Consider the following 15019-nt stretch of genomic DNA (forward strand, 5'->3'; position numbering starts at 1 on the left):
AAACAGCAGGCAAATATTTTACAAATTTTTCACAAAGTTCTGAATTGTGTCCAAAGCGCGTTTAGCATGCGTTTCGTTCCGCTCTTTTTTGGATTTGATTCTCACTTCCAGGTCTGGAAGCAATCCAAAATTGGCATTCATCGGTTGGAAGCTCTTACCATTCGTCGACGTTATGTACCTTGCCATGCTGCCCATCGTCGTCTCCGCAGGGAATATGATTGGCTCCAATCCTTGGACGATCCTTGCAGCATTGATACCTGCAACAAGTCCTGATGCAGCAGACTCTACATACCCTTCGACACCAGTCATCTGACCAGCAAAGAATAAATCATCCCGATTCTTGAATTGGTACGTAGGCTTCAATACATTAGGTGAGTTTATGAAAGTGTTTCGATGCATGACTCCATAACGCACAATTTCCGCATTTTCCAATCCAGGTATGAGCTGCAATACTTCTTTTTGTGGCCCCCACTTCAAATGTGTCTGAAAACCAACAATATTGTAAAGTGTTCCTGCCGCATCATCTTGACGTAATTGAACTACAGCAAAAGGACGTTTTCCCGTTTTTGGATCTTCTAAGCCAACTGGCTTCAATGGACCAAATAACATCGTTTTCTTCCCACGTGATGCCATCACTTCAATGGGCATGCAGCCTTCAAAAAAGATTTCCTTTTCGAATTCTTTAAGTGGTACTGTTTCAGCAGCGATCAATGCTTCATAAAAGCGGTCAAACTCTTCTTCCGTCATCGGACAGTTTAAATAAGCTGCTTCCCCTTTATCATAACGGGATTTCAAATATACTTTATCCATGTTGATGCTGTCTTTTTCAAGAATTGGCGCTGCGGCATCATAGAAGTACAAGTATTCTTCATCCATGATTTGCTTTAAGCTGTCAGATAGTGACTGACTTGTAAGCGGACCGGTTGCAATGACGGTAGGCCCTTCCGGAATTTCCGTCACTTCTTCATTAATGACCGTAACATTTGGATGATTTTTGACCCTTTCCGTAACAAGACCGGCAAATTCATGACGATCAACAGCTAATGCACCGCCAGCCGGAACAGCACAAGCATCTGCTGCGGACATGATGACCGAATCCAATATACGCATTTCTTCTTTTAATACACCAACTGCATTTGTTAAAGTATTTGCCCGAAGTGAATTGGAACAAACAAGTTCAGCGAATTTATCGGTATGATGGGCTGGCGTTTGTTTTACGGGGCGCATTTCATATAGATCGACTTTAATTCCTCTTTTAGCTAACTGCCACGCCGCTTCACTTCCAGCAAGCCCAGCACCGATTACACTTACTTTTGTTTCTTTCATTTTTCGAACCTCCATGTATAGATATGATAAGACAGGATCATTTATCATTAAAACTGCTTTCATAAAAGTTTCATTTTTAACGATATCTATGTATTTATACCCGAAATACTCATTCCTGCTAACGAAAATTTTAAAGCTTATGCCTCAAAGCCGGCATTTTCCTGCAATCCGTCTTTTCTAAAAGGGTAACGGACACAAATAGGAATTATATCTTTAAAAGAATGTACTTGTCCACTGAATTTTACATCACATGGCCTAAATAAAAAAGTTTCAAGCTTTATCCATTTTCTTCTTGGAAGCGAATCCACATATTATCATGATATCATACTTTCCTGAACATAAAGAAACCCGGCAGATGCCGAGTCAATTTATATTTAGGGTTTTTCGATAATTCACAGGAAAAGTAAACGATTTCATCGTTTTTTCTATGCCTGGGGCATTTCTTTGAAATCACATTCCATGCACTGGACCTGGACGCCTTTTTTGAGTTTTTTCTCAACAAGTGTACCTTCACATTTTGGACAACTCCGCGGCAGCGGTTTATCCCAGGATATGAAGTCACATCCAGGATAGGTATCGCATCCGTAAAATAGGCGGCGTTTTTTACTTTTCCTTTCAATGATGTTTCCTTCTTTACATTTTGGGCATTTGACACCGATCTCTTTAACGATTGGCTTTGTGTTACGGCAATCCGGGAAATTACTGCATGCCATGAACTTTCCATAACGCCCCATCTTAAAGACCATCCCATGTCCGCATTCCACACAATCTTCACCAGCAGGTTCATCTTTGATTTCAATTTTTTCCATCTCGACTTCGGCTTTGGCCAGATGAACTGCAAATTCTTTATAAAATTCATCAATGACCTTTATCCATTCGATACTGCCTTCCTCGACGCTGTCGAATTCCTGTTCCATCTTGGCAGTGAACTCTGCATCAAGAATATCCGGGAAGAATTCGCGAATCAATTCAAGAACGATCTCACCAAGCTCTGTCGGGATGAACCGTTTATTATCCAAGGTAACATAGCCACGTTTTTGAATCGTATCCAAGGTAGGCGCATATGTAGAAGGACGGCCTATTCCCAGTTCCTCTAGAGTTTTGACAAGACGGGCTTCAGTATATCGGGGCGGAGGCTGTGTGAAATGCTGCTTCGGCTCGATATCTTTTGAAAAGAATTGATCTCCTTCTTTTACATCCGGAAGTGCATTTTCCTTTTCTTCCACCGAGTCATCGGACCCTTCAACATATACCTTCATGAAACCCGGAAATTTAATTTTTGAACCAGTTGCCCTGAAGATGACATCCCCGTTATGGAGGTCGATGCTCATCGTATCCATGACCGCCGAAGACATTTGACTAGAAACGAATCGTTCCCATATCAATTTATAAAGACGGAATTGATCTCTGGATAAGAACTCCTTGACTACACCCGGTTCACGTAATGTGCTTGTTGGTCTGACTGCTTCATGGGCATCCTGGGCATTAGTTTGTTTTTTCTCCTTGCGCTGTTCAGCCTGTACATAATCTTTACCATAATTATTTTGAATGAAGGTATGGACTTCCTCTTTCGCAACATCGGAAATCCGGGTTGAATCGGTTCTCATATAAGTGATTAACCCGACTGTACCTTCCTTGCCGAGCTCGATTCCTTCATAAAGCTGCTGAGCAAGCATCATCGTTTTCTTTGCACGGAAATTCAATTTACGTGCCGCTTCCTGTTGCAGGGAAGAAGTTGTAAAAGGGGCAGCTGGATTGCGCCTTCTTTCCTTTTTAGCCACGGCTCCTATCGTAAATTCGCCGCCATTTAAAGAAGCGAGGACTTTTTTGACGTCCTCTTCGGTATTTAATTCCTTCTTCTCGCCGCCTAGACTGAAGAAGGAACCTTCAAACTGTTCTTTTCCTTTTACAAAATCAGCCTTGATTGTCCAATACTCTTCCGGGATAAAATCTTTGATCTCTTTCTCCCGGTCAATGATCATCCGTACAGCAACCGATTGGACCCGTCCCGCGCTTAAGCCTTTTTTCACCTTTTTCCACAAAAGCGGGCTTATATTGTATCCGACTAAACGATCCAAGACCCTTCTTGCCTGCTGGGCATCAACCAATTTCATATTTATTGGCCTCGGCGATTTAAATGATTCTTTGATAGCCTCTTTCGTGATCTCGTTGAATACCACTCGGCAATCCGAGTTAACGTCAACATCAAGACTGTGGGCCAAATGCCAGGCAATGGCTTCCCCTTCCCTGTCGGGGTCAGCCGCGAGATAGATTTTTTTCGCTTTTTTCGCAGCGGTTTTCAATTCTTTTAAAACCGGGCCTTTGCCGCGGATAGTTATATATTTAGGTTCATATTCACGTTCAACATCGACACCCATTTGACTTTTAGGCAAATCTCGAACATGCCCCATGGAAGCCTTTACTTTATATTTTTTTCCCAAGTAACGTTCTATTGTTTTCGCCTTTGCGGGCGATTCCACAATCACTAAGTATTCTGACATCCAATAAATCCTCCTCAAAGAGGTAATATAAATCTTCACTATTATTAATCATTCAAAAATCATTTGTCAACACCTCTTTACTTTTCAAACCATGCTGATTCATTTATTAATAGGTATTTTGACAAGAGGTGCCATTTGCAAAACTTATAACAGTTTTACAATATTTTCAACCTTTTTGTCTAATAATTCAACCCATCCTTCCAAAAAAGCACCTTTTTTTCTATTTTCCCGTTTGATTCTCCGTCTATCTTCTATATTATATTGTTCAAAACTCTTCCTCGATCTGCCTGGAACTCAAAACAAGTTTGGCACCATCGGAAATCAATTGATTGGTGCCCAATGATTCAGGGCTCGTAACATTGCCAGGAAGCGCAAATACCTCCCTGCCGTGTTCCAAAGCTGCTTGTGCCGTAATAAGGGAACCGCTTCTTTCTTTTGCCTCGACCACGAATACTCCCTGTGATAATCCACTGATGATTCGATTCCTAAGCGGAAACATCCAAGGTTCCGCCTTCATTTCCGGTGGAGTCTCAGATATTAGCAGGCCGTTATTGGTGATTTCTTCAGCAAGGGTAACATTGGATTTCGGATATATTTGCATGACCCCCCCTCCTAAAACCCCAATCGTATCTCCGCCTTCGCTTAATGTGATCTTATGTGACTCTGCATCGATTCCAGCCGCCACTCCGCTTATGATCACGAACTTTTTCTTTACAAGCGGTAATAGAATCGATTTTAAGGCCTCCAGACCATACGAGGTTGGCTTACGCGTTCCAACAACACCTAGCGTATTCTTCCTTGTTAAAAGCTTCTTATCACCTTTATAATAAAGAACCCACGGAGGATCGAATATTTGCTTCAGCAAAAAAGGATATCCATCATCGAAGATCGTCAAACAATGGATTTGGCTATCTTCGTAATTTTTAAGTTTATCGATGGTATTGAGTGAATGTAAATCTTTGAAAAAGAGGTTAAGCTTATTTGAAGGGATAGGGAGCATTTTTGCCCACTCAGCGTAATCCGTGGTGAACAGGGAAGATAATGATGGGTCTATGGACATGATTGTTTGGATTGATTTCCATCCTGCCCCGCGGCAATGATGGAGATGGATTAACTTTTCTTTTTTATTCAATTTGAAACGCCCCTAAACGGAAATTTTTAAAGGTAGGTTGATAGTGATGTACTCGGTGTCTCCCGAGGAAATTGGAGGGAAAAGAAGACCGACCCAAAGAAAGGTCGGCCCAGCTTAAATTAATGAGTTTTACAAGGTTCGTAAATCTCTTTTTCTTTCAAAACGGAAATCAATGTTTCACCCATTACGGATGGAGTTTCGGCAACTTTAATTCCACATTCGTTCATGACGCGTATTTTCTCGTCAGCAGTCCCTTTTCCTCCTGAGATAATGGCACCAGCATGTCCCATGCGTTTACCGGCAGGAGCCGTACGGCCACCAATGAAACCAACAACTGGCTTGGTCATGTTTTCCTTCACCCAGATTGCTGCTTCTTCTTCTGCCGTTCCGCCGATTTCCCCGATCATGATCACAGCATGTGTTTCAGGATCATCATTGAATGCCTTCAATACGTCAATGAAATCCGTTCCGTTAACTGGATCCCCACCGATACCGACAGCCGACGATTGCCCGATGCCTGCTTGCGATAATTGGTGAACGGCCTCGTACGTTAAAGTTCCAGAACGTGAAACTACACCTACATGGCCTTTTTTGTGGATATACCCTGGCATGATACCAATCTTACACTCTTCAGGAGTAATGACACCTGGGCAGTTCGGTCCGATCAAGCGAGTTTTTTTGCCTTCCATGTACCGCTTAACTTTGACCATATCCAGGACAGGAATATGTTCCGTGATACAAATGACAAGATCAAGTTCTGCGTCTACGGCTTCCAGAATTGCATCGGCAGCAAATGGAGCCGGTACATAGATAACGGAAGCATTCGCTCCGGTTTCAGTGACAGCTTCGGAAACTGTATTGAATACAGGTACCCCTTCCGCTTCTGTCCCACCTTTACCCGGAGTGACTCCTCCAACGATTTTCGTGCCGTATTCCAACATTTGTTTTGTATGAAATAATGCTGTTGCACCAGTGATTCCCTGAACGATCACTTTCGTATCTTTATTAATATAAACGCTCATTATGTTCCCCCCTGCCTATTATCCTACAAGTGATACTATTTTTTGCGCTCCATCAGCCATTGATTCAGCAGCCGTAATATTTAAACCTGACTCTTTTAGAATCTTTTTGCCAAGGTCCACATTCGTTCCTTCAAGACGAACAACAAGAGGGACATCAAGACCAAGCTCTTTAGCAGCAGCCACGACGCCTGTTGCGATGATGTCACATTTCATGATTCCTCCGAAGATATTAACGAAGATGCCTTTAACATTTTTATCGGAAAGGATGATTTTGAAAGCTTCTTTCACTTTTTCCTCAGTGGCGCCGCCACCAACGTCAAGGAAGTTAGCCGGATCACCCATATAATGTTTAATGATGTCCATCGTTGCCATAGCAAGCCCGGCACCATTTACCATGCATCCGATATTTCCGTCAAGCGATATGTAACTAAGGCCATGTTTCGATGCTTCAATCTCTTTTGCATCCTCTTCATCCAAATCACGGAATTCCGCGATGTCTTTTTGGCGGTAAATCGCATTATCATCAAAATTCAACTTAGCATCAAGTGCCATTACATTGCCGTCGCCCGTAACCACTAATGGGTTGATTTCTGCGATAGAGCAATCTTTTTCAACGAAAGCAGTATATAAGTTAACCATCAGCTTGGAAGCTTTATTTATTAGTGAAGCCGGAATATTTATATTAAAAGCAATTCTCCGTGCTTGGAAGCCAGTCAGGCCGACAACCGGATCGATTACTTCTTTGAAAATTTTCTCTGGCGTCTTTTCTGCCACTTCCTCAATTTCCGTTCCGCCTTCTTCGGAAGCCATCAACACGACACTGTTCGTAGCACGGTCAAGGACCAGCCCGATGTAATACTCTTTCGTAATGTCGCAGCCCTCTTCAATAAGTAAACGCTTAACTTCCTTGCCTGCAGGTCCTGTTTGATGGGTCACCAACGTCTTGCCAAGAATCTCTTCTGCATATGTACGTGCTTCATCAAGATTCTTCGCTACCTTGACTCCGCCGGCTTTCCCGCGGCCGCCCGCATGAATTTGAGCTTTTACGACAACAACTTCCGTACCTAACTCCTTCGCTGCTTCCACTGCTTCATCAACAGTAAAGGCAACCCGGCCATTTGGAACGGATACCCCGTATTGTCGCAATATCTCTTTCCCCTGATACTCATGGATATTCATTTCCCATCCTCCTTATCTACTAAAAAACAACTTCGAAATTTAATGCGTGTTTTCTCTACCATATTACAACAAAATTCTCCTTCGTGCATAATTTTCTTTCACAAAATTTTTAAAATATTATTATAATATACTTCCATACCCGTGTGTAAGCCTTCTTTGCCGTTGGTTTTTTTCTTATTAAAATCATTTATTTTTGCTTTGAAATTCGATTACAAAAAAAGGGGCATTACAGTTATAAATCTAGTTAAAACACTGCCGTGAAAGCCTTTTCATTATATTGACTCAGAGACCTTTTCATGAGAAATTACGGATGTCCTTTGTCTGACCCTAAATAAAAGCAAAAGGACAAAGCCATTGCCTTGTCCTTTTGTAAATAGTTTAGTATTTTTTTAATATAATGAAAATACGCTAGTGATTTCCCTAATATTCTACATAAACCAACAGAACTCCATTTGGTGAAATCACATGGATAACTAGGAACCTACCGATTCATGTCCTTATCAACTTTATAAATGAATGCAAACACCTCTGCAACTGCTCCATATAATTCTTCCGGAATCGTTTGATTTATATCCAAATGACCTAAAAGTGCAGCAAGCGATTCGTCCCTCTGGACCGGTATATCGAGTTTCATGGCCTTTTCCAGAATATTTTCAGCCGTTTTACCTTTCCCCTTCGCCAATATGACGGGCGCTTTGGATGTTCTTTGATCATACTTTAAGGCAATCGCTTCTTTTCGTTGATCATTTATCATATTCGAATATCCACTTCGCTATATGAACCGGCTTCTGAGTAAGGAATCGGTTTCACCCTTAGGTCCCGCTCTTTTTCATTCACGGGTTTTACAAATGAAACCCCTGATAATCTGTAATCCATTTTTCCAAGATTTTCTCTTAGGATGTCAAGATATCGACCGGCTGCCTCTTCAAGGACCGCACCATGCCCATTGATGACCGTCACTTTTATGATTCGGTTTTGAACATGCATGTCGATGACCGTTTCTTTAAGACGTTCCAATTCTAAATAAAATAGTACTCGGCAGTAATCCGGGTCTATTTTGCCATCTATTGTTTTCCTTCCGCTCCATTGTAAAGTTAGGTCCGTTTGAATCGATCCCAAATTAAGCGGAAGTGTCAGGAGCAAATTCTGTATCGGCCCATTTTCCTGCGAAAGGATCTGTTGCGCAGTAATCCGATTCAGGATTTGTTCTGCCATCCCCTTGATAGATGCCGGAATTTGCTCCTTCAGCAATTTAAGCAGCAGCGGCTTAAGTGTTTCTAAGTCATTCGGGATCTCATTCATATCATCACCAGAAAGAGTAATGAGTGCATGCTCCAGCTGAAGGCCAAGGACCTTGGTCATTTCTTTTAGTTGGTGTGCAATGGAAGGCCCCTTGGTGAAATCGATTGTTTGAAATTCAGTTTCCAGTACATGTGAAAGGACAAGCTTCTCATTAATCCCAACGTACCGGGCCTCAGGAAGCTTATTAAGCGATTGGAACAGTAATTCAGCTACCTTACCCTTCGACTCCTCTATTTGCTCTGTATCCATATTCAAGTAGCCTATAAGATCATTCACTTCTTTTTTTCCGCCTATTGCCTTTTTAGCTGTTGCTTCGGTAAAAGCACTCTGGAGTAAATGAAAGGCAAGAGGGGAAAGTTTTTCTGCAAAAATGTTTTTTCTCTGTATCGAGTGGCTACCAGATGGCAGGTTTGCACCCTCATGATCATGACCGTTAAATAAGCGATTAATGGCCGTTTCGATCTCTTCAACTTTTGCAAATGCACCGCTTTTTGCCCCGGAAAGTAACTGAAATCCTTGGTGTAATTTATCTATCACTGAATTCTTGGCCATACCGGACCTTGCCTCAGCTCCATCCATTAAGTTTTCCAGAAAGACAGGTTCTGTAATTCCCTTTGGAATTAAACCCGTCTTTTGAAGTAGGGAATATGCACCGGATTTCATTTCTGGCGTTGAATCGGGATCCAGCCAAGTGGTCACTAGGTTTTGCAAACCATTTTGTTGAAGCTGGTTCCGTTTTACAACATGTAATGAGTCCAATACCTCCATAAGCTTGACGGACGTCCTCGTTACTGCCCCGACATCTTGCAGCTGTTGCTTGAAGGCACTGAGTAGTTTGTGGAAAGGTTCACCTTTGGACTGTGTAAATAATGCATCAAATACATCTTTTACAAATGGCAGTTGCTGATTGAACATCGATTTTATTATAGGCAGACCAGTTTCTGCAGCATCCGCAGCTTTTAACCATTGCAAAGCGGACTGAAAGGTTTCCTTTGTTATCGGAAGCCGATTTGTCAGGAGGTATTCGGCAAGCTTCGTTGCGGCCGGTTCAGGCGTCATGCCAAGATGAGCGATCAATTGCGCAGCCGTTCCCTTTAAGCCGGAAAGGTTCAAATCGGGGGATTTTAAAGCTTTTAACACCACCCCCCCTTCTATAGGGTGCTTCACTTGAAACCAGTACCTTTCTCCTGTCCGTAGCGGGATTTCGAGATTGGCAATCATTTTTTGATGGCCAATCTGTACCTCGGCCGTTTGATCAGGATAAACCTTATTAACCTTCCCGATAAGGATTTGCCCGTTTTTCAAACTCAAAGATCCTTTTACTTCAATAGGTGAAGAAACGGGTTGCCCGCTTGTTATGGATTGCACCACTCATCCCCCCTTAGCCCTTCGTTCGTGCAGCGATTTCCTTAACTGGTGCAAAACTTCTTCTATGCCAAGGTGTCAGCCCGTATGTGCGGAGTGCTTCTAAATGTTGGCTAGTACCGTAGCCCATGTGCTTTTCGAAACCATATTCCGGATATTTTTCACCATATTCCTTCATCATCCTATCACGGGTCACTTTTGCTATTATGGAGGCCGCAGAGATGCTAATGCTTCTTGCGTCCCCCTTTATGAGTGAAAGCTGGGGAATCGGCACATCCAGTTCCATCGCATCGATCAACAAATGATCAGGAAGTTCTGACAAATCGTTCACTGCGGCCACCATTGCCTTTTTCGTGGCTTGATATATATTGATTTCATCAATAACTTCGCTATGTACAACACCCACACCTATGGATAGTGCTTCCTTAAAAATCATCTCATAAAACCGTTCCCTTTTTGACTCTGGAATTTTTTTAGAATCATTAAGACCTGGTAAGTAAAAAGATTCAGGCAAGATGACTGCACTCGTCACAACTGGTCCTGCGAGCGGTCCTCTTCCCACTTCATCGATACCCGCCAGAATGGAAAAACCCTGTTTTCGCAATTGCCGTTCAAACTCCGTCATTTCCGTGAAAGCATCCCTTACCTGTTGTTCTTTTTCATAAGCTCTTTGCCATTTGCTTACTAAGTCGGTTACACCCTTTCTTCCGTCCTCCCGGCATTCTTGTAAAAATGAATCTCCGGGCTCTCTTATTGTCATTAACTTTAAGGAGATTTCCTTAATGCTCATTGCAGTTATCATCTTTTATCACCCATCATATTAATTATCGGCAGTACTGCTTCCTTTCTTCAGTTCAGACAAAAATACGGAGCGGAAAAGAGACATCAAAAAGAAATACTTTTCGACATCCAACTCCAGCTCCGTATCACTTCATGTTAATCGGGGATATCAACCTCTTCATAATCCAACGGGACCTCAAACGTAAGCGGGCCCATCTTTTCAGAACGGATTTCACGTACGACCAACTCTGCGGTTTTATCATAATCGATGAAGCCCCCAGAAGCCAAACAGCCCCTGAACTTTCCGACCGCATCGAACAATTCGAGCGTTTCCTGCGGAATTACATCCAGGTTATAACGGGATTTCATCCTATCCGGATATTCTTTTTCCAAAAAGCGGAGACCGTATAAAGAGACTTCGTGCAAGTTTAAAATCGTATCCTTGATCGCACCTGTCAATGCAAGCTTCAAACCAACTTCTTGATCCTCGAATTTCGGCCAGAGAATCCCCGGCGTATCCAGCAATTCCAATTCCTTACCAACTTTTATCCATTGCTGCGCTTTCGTGACGCCAGGAGTATTCCCTGTCTTGGCAATGTTCTTTTTGGCAAGTCGATTGATCAGTGTCGATTTCCCCACGTTCGGAATGCCGACTATCATGGCACGGATCGCTCTCGGCTTTATTCCTCTTGATTCCATCCGCTCATACTTCTCTTTTAAAAGTTTTTTGGCAGCGGCCGTAATCTGGTTTAAACCGTTTCCTGCCTGCGAATTAATGGCAATCGCCGTTTTCCCCTGCGATTTATAATGCTCAAGCCACATATTGGTTTTTACCGGATCGGCCATATCAGCTTTATTCAAAAGGATAACCCTCGGTTTATGCTGTATGATTTCATCGATCATCGGATTTCGTGAAGACGCCGGAATCCGGGCATCCACAAGTTCAAAGATGATGTCGATCAGTTTTAATTTCTCTGTTACTTCCCGTCTTGCTTTGGCCATATGGCCAGGGAACCACTGTATTGTCAATGGAATCCACCTTCCTACTATTCCGCCAACCGAAAGTCTTCAATTGGCCAATAAACTAATTTAGTTTTTCCTAACACTTTATCGTAAGGAACGACACCCACGCCAATATGCCGGCTATCCTTACTAAAACGGCGATTATCCCCTAGGACGAATAGGGTGTCTTCAGGTACCGTTCCTTGTTCTATGACATCGCTCAATGTAAAAGGCTCCGTCAAATCCCCGCCATCAATCAATTGTTCTTTATATTCATCCAAGTATGGCTCATCATAAGCTTTTCCATTCACGTAAAGAGTATCATCTCTATATTCCACTTTTTCCCCTGGCAATCCGATGACCCGCTTTATGTAATCTTTGCCTTCTGGAGCTTCGAAAACGATAATGTCGAATCTTTTCGGTTCGCCGATCGAATAGGAGATTTTATTAACGATCATGCGGTCCGTATCCTTTAATGTCGGCATCATGGAATTGCCGTCCACAACAATAGGAGCCAGGAGGAAATAACGAATCAGCGTCGCTGCTATAACCGCGATTATGACCGCCTTCGTCCATTCCCACAATTCATTTTTCTTTTTCGCCATCCTTACCCACCCTTTTTGAAGCATATCAACAATTATTTTAACATGTTGCGGACGCTATAGCGAGCAGGATTCTATATAGTACTCACCGTATGTGTATTCATCGTTTCTTAAAGTGCAAAAAGGGAGCCTGATAAACAAGCTCCCTTTTTTTGCATGATACTGTTTGGTTATTCACCTTATGTGGATCATGGTAAACCCGCATGAAGATATTCGAAGAATTAACGACGAATTTCTTTAATACGTGCTTTTTTACCACGAAGTTCGCGTAGGTAATAAAGTTTCGCACGACGTACTTTACCGTGACGGATAACTTCTAGTTTCGCAATTTTTGGTGTGTGAACAGGGAAAGCACGTTCTACTCCAACGCCGTAAGAGATCTTACGCACTGTGAAAGTTTCACTAACTCCGCCGCCACGACGTTTGATTACAACGCCTTCAAACAACTGGATACGTTCGCGAGTTCCTTCAATAACCTTTACGTGTACACGTACTGTGTCACCAGGTCTGAATGATGGAAGATCTGAGCGAAGTTGTTCTTTTGTGATTTCGTTAATAAGATTTTGCATCGATTTCAACTCCTCCTGGACGCTCTTGCAAATACTCATTGTTTGCAGCGGAACATCGTTATAAGACTGAGCATTTTGCCCAAGTCACAAGTTATATCCTATCATACTATAAACGTCGATGCAATAGCCATCAGTCTTCTTTTTTAATCTCGGATAATAATTTTTTTTCAACTTCCGATAGTTCATAACTATCGAGCAAATCGGGACGTCGAATCCAAGTTCTGCGCAGAGATTCCTTCATCCGCCATTCATCGATTTTTTTATGATTCCCGGATATTAGCGGATCGGGAACTTTCATTCCCCGGAAATCTGCAGGCCTAGTATAATGGGGATGCTCTAACAAACCAGAAGAATAGGAATCAAGAATCGGGGAGTCAACATTTCCCAGAACGCCAGGAAGCAAGCGCACAACGCTGTCAATAATGACCATTGCACCCAATTCCCCTCCTGTAAGCACAAAGTCACCAATCGATATTTCATCAGTGACGACATGCTCCCGGATGCGCTCATCATACCCTTCATAATGCCCGCAAATGAAAATGAGATGTTCCTCTCCAGCAAGCTCTTCGGCTTTTTTCTGCGTGTAACGCTCTCCCTGGGGACAAAGCAGGACTACCCTTGGGGTAAGCTCACCTTGCCCTTTTAGAGCCTCCAAAGCATCAAAGATCGGTTGTGCCTTCAATACCATTCCGGCACCGCCGCCATACGGATAATCGTCTACCGTCGAATGTTTATTATCTGCATAATCTCGAAAGTTGGTCACCTTGTAGCTGACAGCCTGCTTTTCCGCAGCCTTTTTTAAGATTGACGAACCAAATACCCCTTCGAACATTTCTGGAAAAAGCGAAAGCACATCGATTTTCATCAGTCCAAAAGTCCTTCCATCGGTGTAATGATGACCTTTTTAGCGGAAATATCCACTTCTTTTACAATTTGTTCAATATACGGGATCAGGATGTCCTTACTGCCAGCTTTCTTAATGACCCAAACATCATTGGCACCAGGAGTAAGAACCTCAATGATTTCCCCAACTTCCATGCCTTCATCCGTAAATACCGAACAGCCGATGATTTCATGGAAGTAGAACTCACCTTCGTCCAATTTACCAAGCTGTGCTTCCTTGACTTTCAGGACCCCGTTTTTAAAAGCTTCTACCTGTCCGACGTTATAATAGTTCTCGAACGTCAACAGGTTAAAGTTTTTATGGGTGCGATGCGATCTGACGATAAGCGGCAAAGGTTTTTTCTCCGTGTCCCTAAACAAATACAGAGTATTCCCCACTTTGTATCGTTTTTCTGGAAAGTCTGTTGAAGAAATAACACGGATCTCTCCTAAAAGACCATGTGTGTTGACAATTTTACCTACATTAAACCATTTTTCCATTCTTTCACCTCTAACGAATTTCCGAGACGATTCCATCTTTAATGACAATGGTCTTCGTTGCCATAATTTCGTCCCAATCTGCCCCAATTTCCACATCAATGATACTTTGAACTTCCCGTTCCTTCAATTCACTACCTGCGGGAAGGATCTCCAACTGCTCCATTTGAAATTCAAGCAGTTTAATTTTTTCTTGCCTCTGGTTTATTTCTTTTTCAAAATGAGCACGGAGACTAGCAGGTTGGAGAGTTCTTGTTTTTTCAAGTTTTTTCAGTTCAAAGCGAAGCTGTTCACTCTCTTTTTGAAGCTGAAGGCGTTTTGACTTGTATTTCTCGAGGAGCTGATTCTTGCTGGATTCCGTTAATACTTGGTTAACGATTACATTTTGGAGAATTTTCATTCCAGCACCTCCTATTATCTATGATTTCTTATTTCCTTCAAAAAATATGTATGATGGGGTAATCTTTTTGAAATGGGGGGCATTCTCTTAAGTATAACGTAAATCGGTAAAAGATGCGTCTTAAAAAGGCGTAAAGTTTAAAGTCCTGGTCTATTCAATTAGGATCCAAGTCGGAATTTCACTTTCTTGAAGTACAAAAAAAGGAGGGGTATTAACCCTCCTTATTCGGAAATCTCCAAATAGATTTTCTTCTGCTGTGAAGATCCTGCTGCATATACCACAGTCCGAATCGCCTTAGCAACACGCCCTTGTTTACCGATCACCTTGCCCATGTCCTCTTTATGAACGGAGAGGGTATAAACAATCCGGTCGGACTCTTCCTTGGAGCTCACGATGACCTCTTCCGGATAATCCACAAGTGCTGAAACAATCGTTTCAATCAGTGCTTTCATCAACTAC

Annotated in this window: 15 protein-coding genes; all 15 read right to left on the minus strand. The window is 42.5% G+C overall.

Annotated features, from left to right (window positions below; all coding sequences use genetic code 11):
- Positions 1-18 precede the first annotated feature (18 nt).
- The gene (gene trmFO / locus BW986_RS07080) at positions 19-1326 is read right to left on the minus strand and encodes an FADH(2)-oxidizing methylenetetrahydrofolate--tRNA-(uracil(54)-C(5))-methyltransferase TrmFO (protein WP_063231875.1); all 1308 of its coding nucleotides are present in this window, start codon (positions 1324-1326) and stop codon (positions 19-21) included.
- A gap of 425 nt (positions 1327-1751) precedes the next feature.
- Positions 1752-3827, minus strand: coding sequence for a type I DNA topoisomerase (gene topA, locus BW986_RS07085; protein WP_076366547.1), 2076 nt, complete (start codon positions 3825-3827; stop codon positions 1752-1754).
- A gap of 265 nt (positions 3828-4092) precedes the next feature.
- Positions 4093-4959 (minus strand): DNA-processing protein DprA, encoded by an 867-nt coding sequence (gene dprA / locus BW986_RS07090; RefSeq protein WP_076366549.1) that lies wholly within the window; start codon positions 4957-4959, stop codon positions 4093-4095.
- A 119-nt stretch (positions 4960-5078) separates the two neighbouring features.
- Positions 5079-5981 carry a succinate--CoA ligase subunit alpha gene (sucD, locus tag BW986_RS07095; RefSeq protein WP_076366551.1) on the minus strand — a complete coding sequence of 301 codons (903 nt, stop codon included), beginning with the start codon at positions 5979-5981 and terminating at the stop codon, positions 5079-5081.
- A gap of 18 nt (positions 5982-5999) precedes the next feature.
- The gene (sucC, locus tag BW986_RS07100) at positions 6000-7160 is read right to left on the minus strand and encodes an ADP-forming succinate--CoA ligase subunit beta (protein WP_076366553.1); all 1161 of its coding nucleotides are present in this window, start codon (positions 7158-7160) and stop codon (positions 6000-6002) included.
- A gap of 481 nt (positions 7161-7641) precedes the next feature.
- On the minus strand, positions 7642-7914 hold the full coding sequence (locus BW986_RS07105) for an EscU/YscU/HrcU family type III secretion system export apparatus switch protein (RefSeq protein ID WP_076366555.1): 273 nt from the start codon (positions 7912-7914) through the stop codon (positions 7642-7644).
- Entirely contained in the window at positions 7911-9830 is a 1920-nt protein-coding gene (locus tag BW986_RS07110; RefSeq protein ID WP_076366557.1) for a hypothetical protein, read from the minus strand. The genes BW986_RS07105 and BW986_RS07110 overlap by 4 nt, the downstream gene beginning before the upstream one ends.
- A gap of 13 nt (positions 9831-9843) precedes the next feature.
- Positions 9844-10626: a ribonuclease HII gene (locus BW986_RS07115; RefSeq protein ID WP_260320826.1), complete on the minus strand. Its 783-nt coding sequence runs from the start codon at positions 10624-10626 to the stop codon at positions 9844-9846.
- Positions 10627-10763: 137 nt separating this feature from the next.
- Complete coding sequence (gene ylqF, locus BW986_RS07120) at positions 10764-11636, minus strand: ribosome biogenesis GTPase YlqF (protein ID WP_076366559.1); 873 nt, start codon at positions 11634-11636, stop codon at positions 10764-10766.
- Positions 11637-11653: 17 nt separating this feature from the next.
- Complete coding sequence (gene lepB / locus BW986_RS07125) at positions 11654-12214, minus strand: signal peptidase I (RefSeq protein ID WP_076366561.1); 561 nt, start codon at positions 12212-12214, stop codon at positions 11654-11656.
- 218 nt (positions 12215-12432) lie between these two features.
- The gene (rplS, locus tag BW986_RS07130; RefSeq protein ID WP_034313702.1) at positions 12433-12780 is read right to left on the minus strand and encodes a 50S ribosomal protein L19; all 348 of its coding nucleotides are present in this window, start codon (positions 12778-12780) and stop codon (positions 12433-12435) included.
- Between the two features lie 130 nt (positions 12781-12910).
- Entirely contained in the window at positions 12911-13645 is a 735-nt protein-coding gene (trmD, locus tag BW986_RS07135; RefSeq protein ID WP_076366563.1) for a tRNA (guanosine(37)-N1)-methyltransferase TrmD, read from the minus strand.
- Complete coding sequence (rimM, locus tag BW986_RS07140; protein ID WP_076366565.1) at positions 13645-14163, minus strand: ribosome maturation factor RimM; 519 nt, start codon at positions 14161-14163, stop codon at positions 13645-13647. Before rimM ends, trmD begins: the two co-directional genes overlap by 1 nt.
- A gap of 10 nt (positions 14164-14173) precedes the next feature.
- Entirely contained in the window at positions 14174-14560 is a 387-nt protein-coding gene (locus BW986_RS07145; protein WP_034313711.1) for a YlqD family protein, read from the minus strand.
- Between the two features lie 221 nt (positions 14561-14781).
- Complete coding sequence (locus BW986_RS07150; RefSeq protein ID WP_076366567.1) at positions 14782-15012, minus strand: KH domain-containing protein; 231 nt, start codon at positions 15010-15012, stop codon at positions 14782-14784.
- Positions 15013-15019: the final 7 nt, after the last annotated feature.

Origin of the sequence: Peribacillus simplex (genome assembly GCF_900156045.1) — a bacterium.
In the GTDB taxonomy this organism is placed as follows: domain Bacteria; phylum Bacillota; class Bacilli; order Bacillales; family DSM-1321; genus Peribacillus; species Peribacillus simplex_D.

Coding starts and splice junctions, on each gene's coding strand:
- trmFO (WP_063231875.1), bottom strand. CDS start 1,326: ATGAAAGAAACAAAAGTAAGTGTAATCGGTGCTGGGCTTGCTGGAAGT.
- topA (WP_076366547.1), bottom strand. CDS start 3,827: ATGTCAGAATACTTAGTGATTGTGGAATCGCCCGCAAAGGCGAAAACA.
- sucD (WP_076366551.1), bottom strand. CDS start 5,981: ATGAGCGTTTATATTAATAAAGATACGAAAGTGATCGTTCAGGGAATC.
- sucC (WP_076366553.1), bottom strand. CDS start 7,160: ATGAATATCCATGAGTATCAGGGGAAAGAGATATTGCGACAATACGGG.
- BW986_RS07105 (WP_076366555.1), bottom strand. CDS start 7,914: ATGATAAATGATCAACGAAAAGAAGCGATTGCCTTAAAGTATGATCAA.
- lepB (WP_076366561.1), bottom strand. CDS start 12,214: ATGGCGAAAAAGAAAAATGAATTGTGGGAATGGACGAAGGCGGTCATA.
- rplS (WP_034313702.1), bottom strand. CDS start 12,780: ATGCAAAATCTTATTAACGAAATCACAAAAGAACAACTTCGCTCAGAT.
- trmD (WP_076366563.1), bottom strand. CDS start 13,645: ATGAAAATCGATGTGCTTTCGCTTTTTCCAGAAATGTTCGAAGGGGTA.
- rimM (WP_076366565.1), bottom strand. CDS start 14,163: ATGGAAAAATGGTTTAATGTAGGTAAAATTGTCAACACACATGGTCTT.
- BW986_RS07145 (WP_034313711.1), bottom strand. CDS start 14,560: ATGAAAATTCTCCAAAATGTAATCGTTAACCAAGTATTAACGGAATCC.
- BW986_RS07150 (WP_076366567.1), bottom strand. CDS start 15,012: ATGAAAGCACTGATTGAAACGATTGTTTCAGCACTTGTGGATTATCCG.